This is a genomic window from Rossellomorea sp. ABR4_004, from assembly GCF_056159585.1.
In genome coordinates this window covers 2,124,839-2,144,376 of the sequence record NZ_JBSWVM010000001.1, presented here as the reverse complement: position 1 = coordinate 2,144,376, position 19,538 = coordinate 2,124,839, and the positions used below count along the sequence as shown (strand labels likewise).

The following is a 19,538-nucleotide window of genomic DNA, read 5'->3' as shown; positions in this document are numbered from 1 at the left end:
GAGCTTGAAAAGGGGTTACATAAATGAAGAAGATCGATAGAGCAAAAGCGGATCAGTATTTTAAAGAAAAAAACCGTTATATGGCACTGTATTTAGTGATTTGGCTCGTCTCTTCCTTTGGGGTCGTACTGTTTGCTGAAAGCCTGTCAACTTTCACCCTCAATGGCTTTCCGTTTCACTACTTTATGGGTGCCCAGGGGTCGATTGTCATTTTCATCATCTTACTGTACGTAAATGCAAAGGTGAGCGATGGAATCGATAAAAAGTATGGAATAGATGAAAGTAAAAATGAACAGATCAGTTACGGGAAAACACTCGATCATTAAACGGCTTCAACCAAATATAGAGCATAGCAGGGGGAAACGATAAATGGATACTCAGTTTTTAGTATCAACGTCGATTATTCTGTTGACGTTTGCGTTATATATCGGAATTGCTGTTTATAACAAGGCGAAAGCGACATCGGACTTCTATGTAGCAGGCCGGGGCGTGCCGCCGATCTTCAATGGGATGGCCATCGGTGCCGATTGGATGAGTGCGGCTTCATTCATTGGACTGGCTGGTACCGTCATGATCCTCGGGTATGATGGACTTGCCTACATCATGGGGTGGACGGGAGGATATTTGCTGTTAACCTTCTTACTTGCCCCGCAGCTCAGGAAATATGGGCGCTATACGGTACCGGAATTCATCGGGGATCGTTACAACAGCCACACGGCCCGCGTCATTGCCGCGATCTGTACGATCATTATCAGTTTCACGTATAGCATCGGTCAGCTATCTGGTTCAGGAGTCGTAATCGGGCGTTTATTCGAAATCGATGCCAAAGTCGGTACGATGATCGGGGTTGTCCTCATCGCCTTCTACGCAGCCTTCGGGGGGATGAAGGGGATCACGTGGACGCAGGTAGCTCAGTATGTTGTTCTTATTATTGCTTATTTAATTCCTGTTATTTTCATGTCCCTGCAAATTACGGGGAACCCCGCACCCTGGATTTCCTATGGGGAACTTGTAGGAAAGATCGGGGAGCTCGATCGTGAGCTTGGGGTCTCGGAATACTTCGCTCCTTTTACAAACGGTACGAAGTGGCAGTTCATGGCTCTCATGTTTACGTTGATGGCAGGGACCGCGGGTCTTCCACACGTCATCGTTCGATTCTATACGGTTTCTACGATGAAGGCGGCTCGCTGGTCAGGAGCATGGGCCCTTCTTTTCATCGGACTTCTCTATTTATCTGCACCTGCCTATGCAGCGTTCTCCCGCTTTATTTTAATGACAAAGGTAGCGGGAAGCCAAATCAGTGACTTGCCTTCATGGACGAAATCCTGGGTGGATACAGGGAAATTACAAGTCGCAGACGCAAATGGAGATGGAATCCTCCAGTGGAAGGAAATCATCATCTCCAATGATATCGTGGTCATGGCCACACCGGAAATTGCGAATTTGGGCGTATTCGTTATTGGTCTCGTTGCGGCTGGTGCCATGGCAGCGGCGTTATCGACAGCAGGCGGACTGATGATCGCAATATCGTCTTCCTTTGCTCATGATATTTACTACCGTGTATTCAAACCGAACGCAACCGAGAAGAATCGTCTGGCAGTTGCCCGTTGGTCGATCGTTATCGCGACTGTTCTTGCCGGGATCGTGGCACTCAATCCTCCAGGCGTTATCACTCAGATCGTCGCCTGGGCCTTCGCACTGGCGTCCGGAACGTTCTTCCCGGCTCTCTTATTAGGAGTATGGTGGAAACGCTCCAATGCCCAAGGGGTAATCGCAGGGATGCTCGTAGGGTTAGGGGTAACCCTTACGTATATCTTCCTGGCAAGATCGGGAGTTACCCTATTTGGCATCATTGATACGGGGGCAGGAGTGTTTGGTGCAACGGCAGCCACTATTGCCAACATCGTCGTGTCACTAATGACGAAGGCACCTTCTCAAAAGATTCAAGAAGAAGTAATGGATCTCCGTTACCCGGAACAAATGACCTTCAAAGACGGAGACGTTTGGGTGAACGACGATGTCGACTTCAAAGCCTGACGGATCATTTCAAGAAGCTGTACTCCTTCATCCCTTCTTCAAGGGGATGGAGCGGAGTACGGCTCTTTCCCTTTTTACAGAGTGTGAGCGGCTTGAGGTGGGAAAGCACTCTACCATTCTTAAAAGCTTTGAACATCGCACGGGACTCTATCTTGTTGTGAAGGGAGAAGTAGAAGTTGTTGTGACAAAGGAAAAGGAAGAGATTCTCGAGATCATTTCGAAGGACGGGATTGTTGGTTTATCGAGTTTGTACTCTGTACTGAAAACAGATGTGGAGGATACTGTGTATTCCTCGGTTGAGGTCAAGGCGAAGGAGGACTGCCTGCTCTGTCTCGTTCCATATACTAGTTTGCAAAACTATTGGAATGAACCTTATTTAAAAAATTTTTTATTGGAGGAAACTTCGAAACGACTTCAGGATGTTTATTATTCTTTGTCTCAGCAAGTGGGGTTGGCGCACGGGCTTGAAGAGCGGACGACGATTCTGAAGCGGGTGAGTGATGTCATGACGAATTCAGTCGTAACGGTCAGGAGTGACGATTCCCTGGAGGATGCAGCTAGAGCCATGGGTGAAAGTCGGGTCAGCTCGGTCATCATTCTGGAAAACAATCGCATCGCAGGAATCCTGACAGAAAGAGACCTCGTCACCAGATGCCTTGCAAGGTCCGTCCCTCTCACCAAACCAGTAAACATGGCCATGACCCCCAATCCAATCGTCATCACCCGTGACGCCTACCTGTATGAAGCCCTCGCAGTCATGATCGACCACTCAATTAAACACCTGCCCGTTGTCGGGGGCAAGGAGAGGGACGGACCTATCGTCGGCATTATCACCCTCCACGATGTAATGAAAGCGAACCAGATAGGAGCCCTGACGAGTGCAAGGAAATTGGAGAACAAGGATTTTCCCCTGGAAAAGGTTAAACCTATGGCAGAGTCGATGCTTACGAGCCTTTGGAAAGCACATGCTCCTGTGTTTCACATACTCGATTTCATGTCGGGGCTATTCGATCGTATATATCAGCGTATCTTAAGGCAGGTGGAGGAAGAATTGCATCAGGAAGGACGGGAAATCCCTTGTTCGTATGCTTTTTATGTCATGGGCTCAGCAGGAAGGAAAGAGCAGTTTATGCTGACCGACCAAGATCATTTCCTGGTTTATGAAAAACATAGTGAAGAAGCGGTGGATTATTTCTATGATTTTGCTGAAAGAGTCGTCGTGGCATTGGAAAAGGCAGGACTAAGTCTTTGTGACGGAGGAATGATGGCGAATCAGAGAGCGTGGACAGGGAGTGTGGGTTCCTGGCAGGAAAGATTGAGGGAATGGTCTGTCCATTCGTCAGAGGAAACCTTATTGAAGGTACAAAACTTCTTATCTTACCGTTTTTTATTTGGGGATGAAGCACTTCATTCAACATTCGAAGACGCGATAAAAGAGCAGCTGCGCAGTGCGAAAATATTATTGGTCCGTCTGGCTCAAGTCGAAAAATCCCACCAGGTTCCTGTCCTGCACTCTTCTATCCGATCAATATTAGGAATGGACCGAAAAACAGTGTCCATTAAGAAAGACATTCTGTTTCCTTTTCATCATGCACTGCAGATCTTGAACGCTGCTCATGGGAACACCTCGGGATCGACAAGAGAGAAGCTGGAATTTTTGAAAGGAAAACGGTCAATTTCGTCGGAGTATGCAGAAGAATTATCCGAAGCATTCGAGGAGTTCATGAAGCTCTATATAGAGTTAAAACGGAAGGGTCAGGGAGATAGGATACACCTCTCATCACTCTCTACCCGCAAAAAAGAAAATCTATACAAGAGTGTGAAAATGATTCGTGAATTTCAACATATGATGCTGTCTCATTACTCTTTAACATAGAAGGGATGGGAAGATCTTCATTTTTTCAAAGAAAAAGATTGAATGTCCGCTGCACTATGATTCAGTCCCCTTAAACAGTAAAATCGAAGACCTGACGTTTGTTGTCTTTGATACGGAAACGACAGGATTCCGCGTTGGAGCGGAGGACCGGCTGCTTGAAATCGGAGCGGTTAAAGTGGAAGGGTATGAGGTAAAGGAAAACATCACATTTCAGACATTTTCCAATCCTCATCGACTCATTTCTCAGGAAATAATCCAGCTGACGGGGATTCAGTCAAAAGATGTCGAACAAGCGCCGGAAGCAAAGGATGCCATCCATGACTTCTTCGCTTTTTTAGAAGAGAATACCGTTAATAGTCTGGTTGGCCACTATGTAAGCTTTGATGAACTCGTGCTGAAGAGTGAACTGAAGCGGGCCGGGCTTCATCTACAGATGGCACCGAGCCTGGATACGCTTAATCTAATCGGATATCTTTCGCCCTCTTACGATATGAGAGATCTTGAGCGATATGCCCAATTATTCGGGACCAGGTTGTACCCGAGGCATCGGGCGTTGAACGATGCCCTTATGACGGCTTATTTGTTTGTAGAACTATTGGAGCTGTTAAGGGATCGAAAGGTGGAAACCTGGGGGGAACTGGTTAGGGTCAGCCGGGGCAATGGGTGAAGGGTGGCATATAGGGGATACAATCCCGTGGACGATTTCCCTCGGAAAACCATGTGAAGGTCCGTCTCCAAGAGTGATTTTTCAGAAAATTAACTTCAAACCTTGTCCTTATTGTGTTTTTTGTGCATATATGTGGGCACAAGCTAATAAAATGATACAAACCTATCAAAATAGAGAGTGTTTGAGGTGAGGAATCGTCATTATATCATTGATCATTAGCTGAATATTTGTTTATATGTTGTAACATCAGAAAGCTGCTGTGGTTTAAATAAGGCTTTCTGCCGCTTGCGCATGGGTCTATGTGTGCATGTGGTCTATACTATTTCATTGATGCGAAAGCGAGTCTCATTTCACACTTCTCACATCCAATTTAGGGAGGTCGAGTGGTGTGCACGATTACATCAAAGAGAGAACAATCAAGATTGGTAAGTATATCGTGGAGACGAAAAAAACTGTTCGTGTAATTGCGAAGGAGTTTGGCGTGTCCAAAAGTACTGTCCATAAAGATCTAACAGAACGACTGCCAGAAATTAATCCAGAACTCGCAAATGAAGTCAAAACAATACTTGATTATCATAAATCTATCCGGCATCTACGAGGTGGAGAAGCGACGAAGCAAAAATACAAAAAAGAAGAGCTCCACAGCTAACCAAAATACGCCAAGCCCCAGAAAGATGGGTCATGCTTGGTGTGTTTTTGTTTTGGGTGGAATGTGAAGCGGTTTTGCCTGTTGAATTTCCTTCATTTTTTAACAGTTAAATATTGATTGGAATTTACCTGTTAAATATCTATTTAAATTCAACAGTCTAATAATGACAGTATTTTAACAGGTTAAAGAAAATATTCTGTACCAGGTACAATTCTGCTCCAATGTACCAGGTACAAACAATCACGATCGTACCAGGTACAAAACCACCCCATCCCACCCAACTTCACTAAAGCTTAACACTTCTGTAACATCCCCCTCCAATATCCCTATACTTTTCCAATTAAATAACAAACTCAATACATTTTTTTGACAAAAAATATCTACCTTCGACATATTTATGGTAAAATAATTAATTAGGTGAAAGTTTTGACTTAACGTTTTTACGTAATGACATTAAGATGAAACCATAGATGAAATATGATGATGAATTTGTAAAAGAAGAAGGGAGAAACACAAGATGTTCGCGAAAGATATTGGGATTGACCTTGGTACGGCTAATGTTTTAATTCATGTAAAAGGAAAAGGGATTGTCTTGAATGAGCCGTCGGTTGTGGCTTTGGACAAAAATACAGGTAGGGTATTAGCGGTAGGAGAGGAAGCGCGTCGCATGGTTGGGCGTACTCCTGGAAACATTGTGGCCACTCGTCCGTTAAAAGACGGGGTCATTGCTGACTTTGATGTGACCGAAGCAATGCTGAAGCATTTTATTAATAAATTGAATGTAAAAGGGTTTCTCTCTAAGCCAAGAATCTTGATATGCTGCCCAACGAACATCACAAGTGTCGAGCAAAAGGCGATCAGAGAAGCGGCTGAAAAGAGCGGTGGGAAGAAGATTTACCTAGAAGAAGAGCCTAAAGTCGCTGCGATCGGAGCGGGGATGGATATTTTCAACCCAACAGGAAACATGGTCGTGGACATCGGTGGAGGAACGACGGATGTGGCGGTTCTTTCCATGGGCGACATCGTGACAAGTCAGTCCATCAAGATGGCAGGAGATAAGTTCGATCATGAGATCCTGAACTATATTAAAAAAGAGTACAAGCTTCTGATCGGGGAGCGTACAGCGGAAGATATTAAGGTGAACATCGGGACTGTCTTCTCAGAAACTTTAGATGAAGATCGAAAAGAAATGAGTATCCGTGGCCGTGACATGGTTTCAGGTCTGCCACGCACGATTACCGTGACATCAACGGAAATCGAAGGGGCCCTTCGTGAATCAGTGGCCGTGATCGTACAGGCTGCTAAGAATGTTCTTGAAAAGACTCCACCGGAATTATCAGCGGATATCATTGACCGCGGTGTTATTTTAACAGGAGGGGGAGCGCTTCTTCACGGAATGGATACCCTTCTTGCAGAAGAACTGAAAGTACCGGTTCTTATTGCTGAAAACCCGATGGATTGCGTAGCGATTGGAACTGGGTTAATGCTTGAGAATATCGATAAAATTTCCAGAAGACGAATTGGATAAAACTTCTTCTATAAAATACTGCACCATTCATCCGATATAAAAACGGCAAAGGTATGAGGTGAAAATATGTTTCGCGGATTTTATACAGTAGCATCAGGAATGCTTTCGCAGCAACGCAAGACTGAAATGTTAACGAATAATATGTCGAATGCGAATACACCGGGTTATAAAGCCGATCAGGCGTCAATGAGGGCATTTCCGGAAATGCTCATGGAGCGGATGGATTCCACGTCGATTCCGACAGAGAACAAATTATCCCTTCCTTTCAACCAGAAAGTGGGAGCACTCAATACAGGCGTGTATATGCAGGAAACGATTCCTTCATTCCTACAGGGTGATCTTCAGGAGACTGGAAGAAGTCTGGACATTGCCCTCCTGGATGTGTCGATGCCTGCCAATGAAGAAACGGGATCAATGGGATCGGTGTTTCTGGCGGTTGAAGGTGCGGATGGAAATCCCCGCTATACACGAAACGGGAACCTGACTGTGAACGGAAACGGATTTCTCACGACGAACAGTGGTTTTTATATGTTGGATGAAGATGGAGAGCGTATTCAATTAGACAGTGATCAGTTCACAGTTGGGGAAAAGGGTCAGATTCTAGTCGATGATAACGTCGTGGCTACTTTGGGCGTAGGCTATTCGGAAAATCCGAATCGACTTGTGAAACAGGGAGATGGGCTATTTGCAACAGAAGGAAATGTGCCTCTTCCTGATGCCTATGAAGAAGCCGATGTTTCTTTTACCACCAAGCAGGGATTCCTTGAAAGGTCGAATGTCGATGCATCCCGAACCATGACGGATATGTTATCAGCGTACAGAGCCTTTGAAGCGAATCAGAAGGTCCTCCAGGCGTATGATCGAAGTATGGAAAAAGCAGCCAACGAAATCGGCCGTGTCAACTGATAGTTAAAGATTGTAAATGAATTTTGTCATGCAATACCTTATAATAGGGGGGAACACGTCATGAATCGAACGATGATTACAGCAACCAACACATTAGGTCAATTGCAGAAACAGATGGACATGATTGGTCATAACCTGTCGAACGCAGATACAAATGGATACAAGCGCCGGGAAGCGACATTCTCAGAGTTACTTGTACAACAGGTGAACAATCAGCGTGTGGAAGAGTTTGAAACAGGCAGACTTACCCCTCTTGGAGTAAGGGAGGGCAGTGGCGCAAAGCTTTCACAATCTCAACTGATCCTGAACCAGGGATCTTTGAAATCAACGGGTCGAACGCTTGATTTTGCTTTAACCAGTCGGGGGCAGTTCTTTAAAGTCCTTGCTCAAGATGACAATTCAAGTGCCGTTCGCTATACGAGAGACGGTGCATTCTTTGTCAGTCCAACCGGGAATGGGGAAGCGATGCTCGTGAACGGAAGCGGATTGCCGGTCCTGGATGAGAACGATAACTATATAACCTTTTCAGAAGATGCGTCTTCTTTCCAGTTAGGGGATAATGGAATCCTGACGGTTACTGGTGCAGGCGGTGTAGAAGAGCAATTCAACCTGGGGATTGTCACGGTTGAAAAGTCTCAATTTCTACAGCAGTTTGGCGGTAATCTGTTAGGTTTTGCAGAGAACCTGGACGAACTCGGGGTTACGGAAGATGAAGTCGTAACGAATGTCGTTGGAGGAGCACGCTCTGATATTTCAATGGTTCAGAATTCATTAGAGGCCTCGAATGTTGATATCAGCAAAGAAATGACGGACATGCTGAATGTCCAACGATCATATCAATTTCAAGCCCGTTCGATCTCCCTTGCAGATCAAATGATGGGCCTTGTAAATGGGATACGCTAAAAGGAGTTAAATGCTATGAGTGAAAAAGAGCTACTACAAGAAGAAAAAACGACAAGAGAGTCAATAAAAGCAGAAAAAAAAGCCAAGCAAAAGGACGAAACCAAGCCTGCGCGCTGGGTACGTGTCCGCATGCTGCCAATCTGGCTCAGAATCCTTCTGTTCATCCTCCTTCTTGCAGGAAGTCTCGTAATAGGTGCCGTCATCGGCTTCGCAGGCATCGGAGACGGCAAAGCAGCCGACGTCTTCAAAGCAGAAACCTGGCAGCATATCATTGATATCGTGATGAAGAAATAACTTCTTGAGAGAAATTCTTGAGGGACGGACCTCGAAATAGTTAGCTTTTGGCAATGAATCCTGGTATATCGGGGTTTCGTTGCGGACGGAGCTTTGTATTCGAGGTCCGTCCCTCTTTTCAATTCGTCGACAAAGTAGAGGGACGGACCTCGATTTTGAGCTCATATTGAACAAAGAACATTGATATATCGGGATTTAGCTTTCAAAGGAAGTCTGTTTTCGAGGTCCATCCCTCTCCAGGTGTCCTCTCTTGTTGCTATTACACGCCCGGTTTCTGTACAATAAGGTGTACATACATATTGGTAGGAGGAATTTTGAATGCTTGATATTAATGAGATTAAAGAGATTATTCCCCATCGTTATCCATTCTTGCTGGTGGATCGTATCCTTGAGGTGGAAGAAGGCAAGAAAGCGGTTGGGATTAAGAATGTGACGGCGAATGAGGAGTTTTTCAATGGGCATTTCCCTGATTATCCTGTAATGCCTGGTGTGTTGATTGTAGAAGCCCTTGCTCAGGTCGGTGCTGTTGCCATGCTGAAAGTGGAAGATAACAGAGGTCGTTTAGCTTTCTTCACTGGTATTGATAAGTGTCGTTTCAAGCGTCAGGTAAAGCCGGGAGACCAGTTGAGACTTGAAGTCGAAATGATCCGCTTTAAAGGACCGATCGGTAAAGGAAAAGGCGTGGCGACGGTTGATGGTGAGGTAGCCTGCGAATTAGAAATGATGTTCGCTTTAGGAGATAAACAATAAAAAATGTACAAACTGGGCTTGTTGTGATTCGATCACTTCAGGCCCAGTTTTTTTGATTCAACCCTTCGCATGCTCAAAATCAAATTCACTAAAAAATTTTCACTCAAAATGCAAGTAAATTTATTTTCAGGGAATGCTAACGAAAGACCAAAGTAACGGTCTTACATTAACTAACATACACGTTAGAAAGGAGTAATACATCATGAGCAAAAAATTATTATCAATTCTTGGTGGATCAGCACTTGCTGCCATGCTTCTTGTAGGATGTAACGCAGACCAGGAGCCACCTCCGGAAGACGAGGCACCAATGGAAGAAGAAGTGCCGGAAGATGATGGCATGAACGAAGATAACGGGGACATGGGTGAAGAAAATCTCCCTGAGACAGAGGACAAAAATGAGCCGGGCGACAAAGATGCAGCGAAGGATAATAACACACCTGAAGAAGACGCTGTAGAAGATGATAAGGATATGCAGGATCAGGATAATAAGGACGAGTAATCATTTCAAAAAACAGAGGCAGCTTAGTGTTGTCTCTGTTTTTATTATAAATCACATTCCCCAAAAGTAGAGACGATGCAAGTTGTAATTCCAGATGGGTATTTTTATTGAGATATTAGAAGATAAAAATGGAATATGATCTTGACACCAAAGGTTAACTTTTTAGTCAATTCTTATAGCCTCAATAATATACCGTTCGGACGAATCACCAATAAGTGTAAATGGATAGCAAGTAGAAAGAGTAAGGATTTCCTCAGGACGAGTTGTCCGAATAACCGACGTGTCACTTTCATCTACAATATAAGTTTTAAAAATTTCATAGGAGAAAGTTCCGGTGGGCATAATGATGGAAAGGATATCTCCATGCTGGAGTTCACCAATGTTTCTAAATACTGTATCCCTGTGACCGGCCAAGAAAATTTGATCCTTCTGTTCCGGTAGTGATGTTGATGAATAATGTCCTACCCCTTTCTTTAGTTCCTCCCCATCTGTTCCTTCAACGATTGCTACATCCCTTTCCAGTCTTGGAATATGTAAAACCCCAATGACATCGCCTTTCTCAAAATGGTAATCGATTGAGATTGGAGAGGAGGTAATTGGTTCTGACCCCTTATATACTGAAGGATTTTCCATAATACTTGCTTTTGCTATTTCCAGAGCTTCATTTTCTGCTTCTTCGTTATGTTTCATCTGGAGGAATGAATATAGGATAAAAGATAGTCCACTTAATAAAATGAAAATCCCAAAAATCAGAAAAACCTTCCTACTCATGATGTTTCCTCCTTTTATACTGAAAAAAAGAAAGAAAATCGTGAAATTCCTCTTTTGTTAAGCCCTGGTGAATGGCTTTCTCTAGTGGTTCAACCCACTCCTCATCTAAAAAGACCTTATTCTTATCAGACGAAAGAATATTTTCTAAAGAAGTATCTAAAGTAAGAGCTATTTTTTTTAGAATTTTAATGGAAGGATTCTTTTGGATACCTCTTTCGATAGAACTTATATATGATTTAGAAACATTTGAATGGTGAGCAAGCTCGTTTATGGTTAAACCTTTTTGTTCACGAAGATCTTTAATCTTATCACCTACCATGTCGATAACTCCTTCACAATTCATTTTATTCATTATATAGAACAATTTATATTTTATAAAGTACGAAATAAAGTGAATTTTAAAGGAATAAAGAGGATAGTATCGATATCCACATTGTTTGACGGGTATTTCAATATTATTGAAGATTTTCTTTTCATCAGTGAGATCTTATAATTAGTTAAGGTGTTCTTAAAAAAGAACAAATCAAAGATTCTAGGAGATGAAATAAATGAATCAAAAGAGAATCGGCGTAATGTTATTAATCCTATTTTTTATCTCTGGAATAATGAATCATAAAACGTATGCAAATGAAGTAGATATCATATTAATACCTAACGAAAAGTTCTTATTTAATATTTCAAACATGAAGCCGGGTGATTGGGCTGAGAGGGAATTGAGGGTTAAAAATGGCGGGGAGAAAGATTTTAACTACTCCATTCGCGTTGACAATAAACAATCTGACAGGAAACTATTTAACGAATTGGATTTGAAGGTGTATGAAGGGGATAAGTCCATATTAATCTTTGATGATAAATTAAAGAATTTCAATGGGTTTAAACCAAAGCCATTAAAAAAAGGTGTAAATGACAGTTTATTTTTCAGGGTTGAAATGCCATATGAATTAGGGAATGAATTTCAGCAAACATCAGCATATTTTGAAATTGTGATTGTAGCATCTGAAACTACAACGAATACTCCTCCAGAGGATTCGAATGATCCGGTAAAGCAACCAGACAGTAATGTTAAACCGACCCCGGTAAACCCGGGAACAAATGAAACCCAATCACCTGTAGCATCACAAGGCCCCAAACTCCCTAACACTGCAACCAACCTTTACCTGCTATTAACGGTTGGTTTTATATTAACTACAGCGGGATTGACAATAATATATGTAAATAAACGTTTATCAAAGAAAAGAGAAATATAACCTGAATGAAGAGGTGACCTTATGTACAAAAAAATATGCAGACGATGTACAAGACCATCCTATAGTAGTACTGAAACGGGTGAATGGGTTTGTCCCACCTGTAAATTTGACTTAACCGATCAGCCATTCTATGATTCTAGTAATTACCAAAATATTAATAAGAAAGTCCTCCCTCTTAGAAGTAAGTTAGAGGCCTATAAAAATAGCATGAATTCGTAGTTTTTCGACAAAACTCATCATGCTCTTACACGATATATTAATCGAAACATAGTTATATTTTTGTAAATGTCAGATTATAGTTGAATGTGTAGGAAAAAAGTGTAAATTAAATTAACTGAATTGACAAAAAACAACAAACGCTCGGACAGTTTATTAGTATAATCGAATTAGTTCGAAGGGAAGAGTCAGATAAAGGCAAACTTATTGAAAAATAAGGACGCAAAGTCACAGATCTAAGGTGGGAAATTAGGCATATCTTCATAATCATCTTCATAAACATCTTGAATATAATGAACAGAAAATAGATGAAGAAGGTGTGGTTATTTGAGAACTATGATGGCTGGATTGCCTGGAATACATACATGTATTTTGGGAGGGTATTTATATTGACAAATCGTGAACTTGATCTTGAATGGATGGAACTAATTAAACAAGCCTTAGACGCCGGAATTTCTAAATCAGAAATCAGGGAATTTCTTCAAAACCAGTCCCAGGAAGTGAAAGCCGAGTACAAAGTGATTTAATATAAATAAAGTCTTGCGAATCCCTCGCAAGACTTTATTTATTACCTAATTTCCACTTATTAAACTCAATGAATTCCCTGAACTGCTCCTTGGTAATTCCAGAATCCATGGCTTCTTCTGCAATCTTAAGCCATTCATGATCGATATTTTGATCTTCCGGTTGATCGTGTAAAAGAGCATCCATCGGAATCCCTAAAGCAGCTGAAACTTTTTCAAGAAATTGAATGGAAGGGTTTTGTTGAAGGTTACGCTCTATTGAACTCAAATATGACTTTGCAACACCGGCTTTATCAGCAAGTTCTGTCATGGACATGCGTTTTTCTTGTCTGTATTTCTTTACTCTTTCTCCAATCACAGAGAACACCTACCTAAGAACTTCATATAAGAAGTCACAATATTAAGTTCAATTATATCATAATGAATCATACGGATATTACCTAATTTCACATAATTAAACGCTCGGTTTTGCCGTTGCTGGAATCCTTGGCTTCGATACCATTTTCTCACGGAATTCGCGGATTAATTCATCGCCCGAATACCCTTTTTGCACCAAGTCATCAAGGAGTAATTCTGCATATTCATTCCTCTGTTTTTTCAATTTCCCTTCAAACATAATACTGATATGCTCATCCATCTCTTTAATACACCGGATTGTAGTCATGAAAGCAGCCGGGTCATTGCTCTTATTGGAAATCACGACTTGTATTTCCAAATCTTCCTTGCGTTGCTGAGCCTCTTGAAAGAACTCGATATATTCATTCGACAAGTACGTTTCGACTAGCCACGTACTTTGCCCATCCTCTTTATTAATAATCAGACCGTCCACAATCTCAAAGTCACGCAGTTCATCGTTCTCCACTACTTGCAGTGAAATAACTTTAAAGGTTTTCATGAACGAACATCTCCCATTTAAAGGTTTTATAAAATTATATCATAGTAGGAATTGTTTTCCCTAACAAATTTCTTGATGAAAAAAAGGACGAAAGAAGCAATTTTGTGATTTTGACCCTGATATTAATCGAAAACCGGGAAATCTCCCTAGGGGAATTTCCGAAATTCAAGCCATTTTAGACTCGAATTTCGGAAATTCACGATTTTACAAGATGCGATAGAAGATTGTAAGATGAAAACACCTTAAGTGAAAGGAGGAAAGATTTCAATTGATCAACCAAGTGACCCTCGTTGGAAGGCTGACCAAGGATCCTGAAACAAGAAAAACATTGGAAGGGAAATCAGTACTAAACGCAACGATTGCCGTGAACAGGCACTATAAGAATCAACAAGGTCAAGTTGATACAGACTTCGTGCTCTGCACCATATGGAATAGGGCAGCAGACAACACGGAGAAATACTGCCGGAAAGGATCTGTCATTGGCGTGACTGGCCGAATCCAAACCCGTTATTTTGACAACGATCAAGGAAAACGTACGTATGTAACCGAAGTCGTCGCTGAAAATGTCCGATTTATGGACAACAGGAGGGAAACCGCAGAACCCCCCGAGCCAAGCAAGAAAGAGCCTATCGAATTACCGTTTTAATATTTTTTGAAAGGGAGATGGAGTTGTGGCGACACTGCAAGATCTGGAACAAAGAATTGACAGAATGGAGAAGTTAACAGAAGACCTCATCAAAAAAGTAGCAAGAGCGAACGTCGAAAATTTCTATTTATCTCAGCGGGTGACTGCCCTTGAGCAAGGGTACGAATACCCCAATCCAGTCTTGAAATCCTCGTCATAAGTAAAACAACCTCACCCAGAATTCTTTCCATACGAACAATCCAACCAACCTTATAAGCAGCTGTCTCAAAATCCAATGGTCACCGCAACATGCCCCTTCCATACCTCATTAGAAATATACATGTATAGCAGTGAGTCAAGTAAGCAGTCGTTCCCCTTATTGTCTTCTTATAGAGTCGGTTTCCTCATGGGAGACCGGCGTTTTTTTTGATTGATTGGCTCTTCGCCCGAGGTGAACGGAGAATCCAGTTGTTCACATTTTGTCAGTAGTTTTGTGGAAAGTGGGACAACAGAAGAAACATGCTAGTTAAACATAATTAATTATAAAATTATATTTGTAAAAAAGGATTCAAACCTAACTCCTTAAATATAACCCCAATAGCGACTATCTAAACGCCAGCTCAGCCCATTTCATACAAAAAACCTCTTTCCCACACAAGGAAAGAGGTCACATGCAACTACTCCAACACCAACAACGATTCCAAATCCTGATCCGACAATTCCGTAACCCATTGATCACTGCGAATGATCTCATCGTTCAATGCCTGCTTTTTCGTCAGCATGGCATCGATTTTTTCTTCAAGTGTACCTGAAGAGACCAGTTTATGAACATGGACGAAACGCTGTTGTCCGATCCGGTAAGCACGGTCGGTTGCCTGGTTTTCTACTGCCGGGTTCCACCAGCGATCGTAGTGGACGACGTGGTTGGCGGCGGTCAGATTCAATCCGGTTCCACCTGCTTTCAGTGACAACAGGAAGACTGGGAACTTGCCATTCTGGAATTTCTCCACGAGTTCATCGCGCTTTCCTTTTGCCATGCTTCCATTCAGGAATGGGACATCGACGTTGAATTCTTCTTTCATCACTTCCTGGATCATTTCACCCATTGAAATATATTGAGTGAAGATCAGGCAGGCTTCACCGGATTCCAGTGCGGTTTCCACGATGTCCTTCAGCTTCTGCATTTTTTCAGAACGGGACAGGATCGATTTGGGATCCGGTTCTTTTAAGTAGAGAGCAGGGTGGTTACAAAGCTGCTTCAGCTGGTTGAGCATTTGCAGGATTAACCCTTTGCGCTCAAATCCACTCAATGTTTCAATTTTAGCGAGAGTGTCTTTCACCAGCTGCTCGTACAGCGCTGCCTGCTCAGTGGTCAGGTGACAATACTCTTTCTGCTCTAGTTTTTCAGGCAGATTCAATTCCACTTCAGGATCTTTCTTCGTACGACGCAGTAAGAACGGCTTGATTTTTGCCTGAAGCTCTTTGACTTTTTCTTCAGATTCATCCTTTTCAATGGGAGCGATATAGTTTTTCTGATACTGCGTGAATCCACCAAGGTACCCGTGATTAAGGAAATCAAAGATCGACCACAGTTCGGATAACCGATTCTCCATCGGGGTCCCGGTCAGCGCAATATGATGCTTCCCACTGAGTTTACGGATCGCCCGGGATTGCTTCGTATTGGCATTCTTGATATTCTGCGCTTCATCGAGGGAAATCGATGTCCAGACGACTTCTGATAACTCTTCAAAGTCGATGTGGGACAAGCCGTAAGAAGTGAGGACCACGTCTACGCCTTTGATTTCCTTGGCAAATTGTTCGCCTTTCGCCCGGGTCGGTCCATAATGAAGGTGGACCTTCAAATCAGGAGCAAATTTCTCCAACTCACGCTGCCAGTTTCCGAGAACGGAGGTAGGGGCCACAATCAAGGAAGGAGATTCCGGTTTCTCCGTTTCTTTTACATGCTGCAGGTACGTAATCAGCTGTACCGTTTTTCCGAGTCCCATATCATCCGCTAGACAAGCGCCAAAGCCGAATTTCCGTAAAAAGAGCATCCAGCTCATCCCCAGCTGCTGGTAAGGACGGAGCTCACCGATAAACGTGTCAGGTGTTTCCGTTAAAGGAATCGAGGACACATTTGTCAGCTGATGAATCATCTTTTTCATCGAACGGTTGAGTTCCAGCTGGATTTTGGCATATTTATATGGATCATGTTCGTCGTCATCGGGCTCAAGATCCGATTCATTGGAATCCCGGGGAACAAGCTCCTGCTCCAGCATATCCTGGATCGAAATCCCTTCCTGCTTCGCTTTCGTCATCATTTGCTGAATCCTTCTAATCATAGCGGGATCAAGCTTCATCCATTGACCGCGGATCTTCACCAAGCGGCGCTGATTATCGACGAGCTGATTAAAGTCATCTTCTGACAGATTGACACCGTTCATGGATAATCGCCAGTCGAAATCAAGCATGGCATTCAATCCTACGAATGAAGGACGATAGCTTGTATCCGTGTTTTTCAGTTTGGCTTTGACCAGGACCTGAGCATCTTTCATCGCTTCCCACCAGGATGGCAGGAGGATTTCAATATCCAAGTCGATAAGCTTCTCACTTAATACGGATAGAAAATCCCAGGCATCGTGCTCACCAAGAGCTGTACGGAAGGACCCATCCACGTCACGGAGAATCGGCATCATCTTCATCCACCGTTCCTGTTCTTCGGATACATCAGGCAGGTGCTTTTTCCAGGAAGGAGGGACTGTGTCTTCAGCCAGTGAAATGACGCGATTGGTTTTCTTGCGGTCTCTGAGGATCGTCTCAAGCTCCCAGGACTCATCCTCGTCAAGCGGCTCAGAAATCCTCAGGCCGATCGAAAACGGAAGTTCCTCATCTTCACCGGCAATCCACTCACTCCAGCGCTTCTCATCAAAATACGCATCCAGCTCCTCAGATGTAAGCGTACTTTCCTTCAGCTTCTGGATCCTCTTCATCGCACTCGATCCACCCGAAGCCATCGCCTCATTCAACGCACCCTGAAACCAATTTTCGGTGAGATTTTTGAGGGACGGACCTCCATCAGGAAGCTCTTCCTCCCAGAACTCATCATTAAAATTCGTCCAGACCTCATCGGGGATATGAAACTGCAACCCTTTTTCCTGCCATTCCTCGAAGCGGGGCAGCCAGCGACCGGTATCCACAGCTTCGTAAATCACCGGGGCAATTGCAATACACGCCTGCCCGGTTTCGTCCCAGTCCCATTGAATCATGCTGCTGAAATGCTCACCGGCAAGCAAGGTGAGCAGCTGCCACTGAGTCACTCTAATCCCGTTTCCCGAATCCTCAAGGAGTGTCCCGTAGTAACTCTCTTCATGCCAAAGAAACAACTGACCCTTCCATTCTTTTGGAGGCAGAATTTTGCCTTCGTCGTTTTCCGCAGTGATGAAGAAACGGTCTTCATATTCAGTTGTGTTGACGTTGATTTTTACGGAAGACAGTTTAAGCATCGATTAACTTACCCTTTCTGCACTCTTCTTGGAACGCACGTAATCGCTTGTATTTATCTAAAATGTAGGGGAGATAGACATCCCATTTGTCTGTTTTCTTCGTCTTTTTATATATTGTCCGAATCTTTTTCATATAGCGGACCGCAAGCTTATAGCTGTCCCGGTTTTTCTGGTCGATCGCATCCATTACCCCGGCGTAATAAATCGGAAGGGCAAGCTCAGGCGCTTCCTTCGTCACATCGCGGAGCCCCATGCCTTCCATTTCCTGAATACTGTAGCTCATGTACTTTTGCAATTCGACCCATTCACGATAGGCCTTCGCACTGATGAGATACTCATTGTACGAGAAGAAGCTGTACGGAAGCATGGAAAGAAGAAGTTCGTTCACAAGGGAGCTGTCCTTTTCCATCAGCCAATCCATCGGCAGGATCCGCACAAACCAGCGTACGAATCGGGTGGCTTCATAATAGTCGAGGGTTTCCAGGTGGTCCGGCATTCTGGATAAAATATTGCGTACCAGGAAGAAGCCGACTTCGAAACGCTTCCCTACGAAAAATTTACGCAGCCAGAATTCACTGAACGCGACCAGCTCGGTACCGAGTTCATCCACCATTTCACTCGCCTTGTTAAGGTCTTCAAGGAGTAGGTATTGATGAAGGATGGCGACGTTGTAAAAAGTAGAGTCCTTCGCGCTGTCTTCTTCTAAACGCGCAACCTCTTCACGGCGCCACGACTTTTGTTTGAACAAGTAATACCAAAGGAAGCGGTACACTTCGGCTTTCATCATCGTACTATTTTCTGTGGAATCACTCATTTCAATCGTCTGCTTTTTCAAAAAAGCAATGTAGGGATCGAAGCTGAATGGCATGGCGTGAATCGACAGTTTTTCAACCGCGTCTTCCATTTCCCCTAACAGAAAATCATACATGCTGTACTGCTCGCGGCTCAGTTCTACATTCCTTTTTTGTAAATAAAGGTCGATGTAAATCGACAAATAAAAGGTAGCAAAGAGCTGATAAAGAGGCTTCCATTCCCGTTCGAATGGAGCTTCCTTCATGAAGCGTTTTGTTATATTTTGAACGAGGACATCCATCAAATAGGGCTGTCTTTCAAGTAACTCCAGGTCTTCCTGTTTCAGAAGAGAGTTAAAGAATTGCCACCATTCCTCAGGCGTGTTCCCCCGTGTTTTCCGTTCGTTTAATAGATCGCTTGCTTTCTTTAGAGCACCGGTACTGCTGTGCTTCTTCAATAAATCCTCCAAAGACTGGGATTCCTGAGTAGCAGGCTGGGACTGACTCCGCCAATTCTGGATCCACTCACTGACCCGTCCAACCTTGTTATATAGCATAAAAAAGGTCGCCATTTGATGCCGGCACCAACTACCTTGAGGACACGAGCACTTGCTTAAAAGGGGAAACGAAAAATTCAGCTCGAGGGTGACAGGCGTCACATCCTGCACCTCTGCCGTCACTTCCTCATCCCGGACCTTTACGTTCGAAACCAGATTTTGACGGAACAAAAGAAGGCCCTTGGAAACGACATTCTTGCTCTCGTCCTGATTCGGGTCCAGTTCACCCTGTATCGACTGACTCATGGGAAGTAACTTATCCTTCAACTCCTGAATACGAATCGACATCAACCAACCTCT

21 protein-coding genes and 1 riboswitch are annotated in these 19,538 nt (G+C 43.4%); of the genes, 15 read left to right on the top strand and 6 right to left on the bottom strand.

All coding sequences use genetic code 11. The annotated features are described in order from the left end of the window. The first annotated feature begins 23 nt into the window (after nucleotides 1-23). From ACXAF2_RS10825 to ACXAF2_RS10775, 11 genes are all read left to right on the top strand, one after another. Nucleotides 24-326 carry a DUF4212 domain-containing protein gene (locus ACXAF2_RS10825; RefSeq protein ID WP_475138645.1) on the top strand — a complete coding sequence of 101 codons (303 nt, stop codon included), beginning with the start codon at nucleotides 24-26 and terminating at the stop codon, nucleotides 324-326. 43 nt (nucleotides 327-369) lie between these two features. Next, nucleotides 370-2,037: a sodium:solute symporter family protein gene (locus ACXAF2_RS10820; RefSeq protein ID WP_475138643.1), complete on the top strand. Its 1,668-nt coding sequence runs from the start codon at nucleotides 370-372 to the stop codon at nucleotides 2,035-2,037. Then, nucleotides 2,018-3,913, top strand: a complete 1,896-nt coding sequence (locus ACXAF2_RS10815; RefSeq protein WP_475138641.1) for a DUF294 nucleotidyltransferase-like domain-containing protein — start codon at nucleotides 2,018-2,020, stop codon at nucleotides 3,911-3,913. Before ACXAF2_RS10820 ends, ACXAF2_RS10815 begins: the two co-directional genes overlap by 20 nt. Before the next feature lie 13 nt (nucleotides 3,914-3,926). Further along, nucleotides 3,927-4,580 (top strand): 3'-5' exonuclease, encoded by a 654-nt coding sequence (locus ACXAF2_RS10810; RefSeq protein WP_475139176.1) that lies wholly within the window; start codon nucleotides 3,927-3,929, stop codon nucleotides 4,578-4,580. 388 nt (nucleotides 4,581-4,968) lie between these two features. Next, nucleotides 4,969-5,229 (top strand): sporulation transcriptional regulator SpoIIID, encoded by a 261-nt coding sequence (spoIIID, locus tag ACXAF2_RS10805; protein ID WP_032086905.1) that lies wholly within the window; start codon nucleotides 4,969-4,971, stop codon nucleotides 5,227-5,229. Nucleotides 5,230-5,746: 517 nt separating this feature from the next. After that, the gene (gene mreB / locus ACXAF2_RS10800) at nucleotides 5,747-6,757 is read left to right on the top strand and encodes a rod shape-determining protein MreB (RefSeq protein ID WP_475138639.1); all 1,011 of its coding nucleotides are present in this window, start codon (nucleotides 5,747-5,749) and stop codon (nucleotides 6,755-6,757) included. Between the two features lie 66 nt (nucleotides 6,758-6,823). Continuing rightward, nucleotides 6,824-7,663, top strand: a complete 840-nt coding sequence (locus tag ACXAF2_RS10795) for a flagellar hook-basal body protein (protein WP_475138638.1) — start codon at nucleotides 6,824-6,826, stop codon at nucleotides 7,661-7,663. 60 nt (nucleotides 7,664-7,723) lie between these two features. After that, a complete protein-coding gene (locus ACXAF2_RS10790) occupies nucleotides 7,724-8,566 on the top strand; it encodes a flagellar hook-basal body protein (RefSeq protein ID WP_475138636.1) in 843 nt (280 codons plus the stop codon). 15 nt (nucleotides 8,567-8,581) lie between these two features. Next, complete coding sequence (locus tag ACXAF2_RS10785; protein ID WP_475138635.1) at nucleotides 8,582-8,860, top strand: DNA-directed RNA polymerase subunit beta; 279 nt, start codon at nucleotides 8,582-8,584, stop codon at nucleotides 8,858-8,860. A 318-nt stretch (nucleotides 8,861-9,178) separates the two neighbouring features. Then, a complete protein-coding gene (gene fabZ / locus ACXAF2_RS10780) occupies nucleotides 9,179-9,610 on the top strand; it encodes a 3-hydroxyacyl-ACP dehydratase FabZ (RefSeq protein ID WP_034765205.1) in 432 nt (143 codons plus the stop codon). A 202-nt stretch (nucleotides 9,611-9,812) separates the two neighbouring features. Next, entirely contained in the window at nucleotides 9,813-10,109 is a 297-nt protein-coding gene (locus ACXAF2_RS10775) for a hypothetical protein (protein WP_475138633.1), read from the top strand. Nucleotides 10,110-10,271: 162 nt separating this feature from the next. On the opposite strand, the gene ACXAF2_RS10770 is transcribed toward ACXAF2_RS10775, so the two are convergent. Both ACXAF2_RS10770 and ACXAF2_RS10765 read right to left on the bottom strand, forming a co-directional pair. After that, entirely contained in the window at nucleotides 10,272-10,880 is a 609-nt protein-coding gene (locus ACXAF2_RS10770) for a class D sortase (RefSeq protein WP_475138632.1), read from the bottom strand. Continuing rightward, complete coding sequence (locus ACXAF2_RS10765) at nucleotides 10,873-11,199, bottom strand: helix-turn-helix domain-containing protein (RefSeq protein ID WP_475138630.1); 327 nt, start codon at nucleotides 11,197-11,199, stop codon at nucleotides 10,873-10,875. The genes ACXAF2_RS10770 and ACXAF2_RS10765 overlap by 8 nt, the downstream gene beginning before the upstream one ends. A 229-nt stretch (nucleotides 11,200-11,428) precedes the next feature. Here ACXAF2_RS10765 and ACXAF2_RS10760 point away from each other — a divergent pair, with 229 nt between their 5' ends. Then, on the top strand, nucleotides 11,429-12,127 hold the full coding sequence (locus tag ACXAF2_RS10760) for an LPXTG cell wall anchor domain-containing protein (protein WP_475138629.1): 699 nt from the start codon (nucleotides 11,429-11,431) through the stop codon (nucleotides 12,125-12,127). 403 nt (nucleotides 12,128-12,530) lie between these two features. Further along, nucleotides 12,531-12,699, top strand: a riboswitch (cyclic di-GMP riboswitch). A gap of 33 nt (nucleotides 12,700-12,732) precedes the next feature. Next, nucleotides 12,733-12,870 carry an anti-repressor SinI family protein gene (locus tag ACXAF2_RS10755; RefSeq protein WP_262372011.1) on the top strand — a complete coding sequence of 46 codons (138 nt, stop codon included), beginning with the start codon at nucleotides 12,733-12,735 and terminating at the stop codon, nucleotides 12,868-12,870. A gap of 34 nt (nucleotides 12,871-12,904) precedes the next feature. On the opposite strand, the gene ACXAF2_RS10750 is transcribed toward ACXAF2_RS10755, so the two are convergent. Together ACXAF2_RS10750 and ACXAF2_RS10745 are read right to left on the bottom strand one after the other, a co-directional pair. Then, on the bottom strand, nucleotides 12,905-13,225 hold the full coding sequence (locus ACXAF2_RS10750) for a helix-turn-helix domain-containing protein (RefSeq protein WP_475138627.1): 321 nt from the start codon (nucleotides 13,223-13,225) through the stop codon (nucleotides 12,905-12,907). 96 nt (nucleotides 13,226-13,321) lie between these two features. Next, a complete protein-coding gene (locus tag ACXAF2_RS10745) occupies nucleotides 13,322-13,762 on the bottom strand; it encodes a YwpF-like family protein (RefSeq protein WP_475138626.1) in 441 nt (146 codons plus the stop codon). A 268-nt stretch (nucleotides 13,763-14,030) separates the two neighbouring features. Between ACXAF2_RS10745 and ACXAF2_RS10740 the strand changes: the two genes are divergently transcribed. Next, entirely contained in the window at nucleotides 14,031-14,408 is a 378-nt protein-coding gene (locus ACXAF2_RS10740) for a single-stranded DNA-binding protein (RefSeq protein WP_475138624.1), read from the top strand. A gap of 25 nt (nucleotides 14,409-14,433) precedes the next feature. After that, nucleotides 14,434-14,607, top strand: a complete 174-nt coding sequence (locus ACXAF2_RS10735) for a hypothetical protein (protein ID WP_187443452.1) — start codon at nucleotides 14,434-14,436, stop codon at nucleotides 14,605-14,607. A gap of 457 nt (nucleotides 14,608-15,064) precedes the next feature. Here the strand turns inward: ACXAF2_RS10735 and ACXAF2_RS10730 are convergent, their stop codons facing one another. Further along, nucleotides 15,065-17,890, bottom strand: a complete 2,826-nt coding sequence (locus tag ACXAF2_RS10730; protein ID WP_475138622.1) for a DEAD/DEAH box helicase — start codon at nucleotides 17,888-17,890, stop codon at nucleotides 15,065-15,067. After that, nucleotides 17,883-19,526 (bottom strand): SWIM zinc finger family protein, encoded by a 1,644-nt coding sequence (locus ACXAF2_RS10725; protein ID WP_475138620.1) that lies wholly within the window; start codon nucleotides 19,524-19,526, stop codon nucleotides 17,883-17,885. Before ACXAF2_RS10725 ends, ACXAF2_RS10730 begins: the two co-directional genes overlap by 8 nt. Between the last annotated feature and the right edge of the window lie 12 nt (nucleotides 19,527-19,538).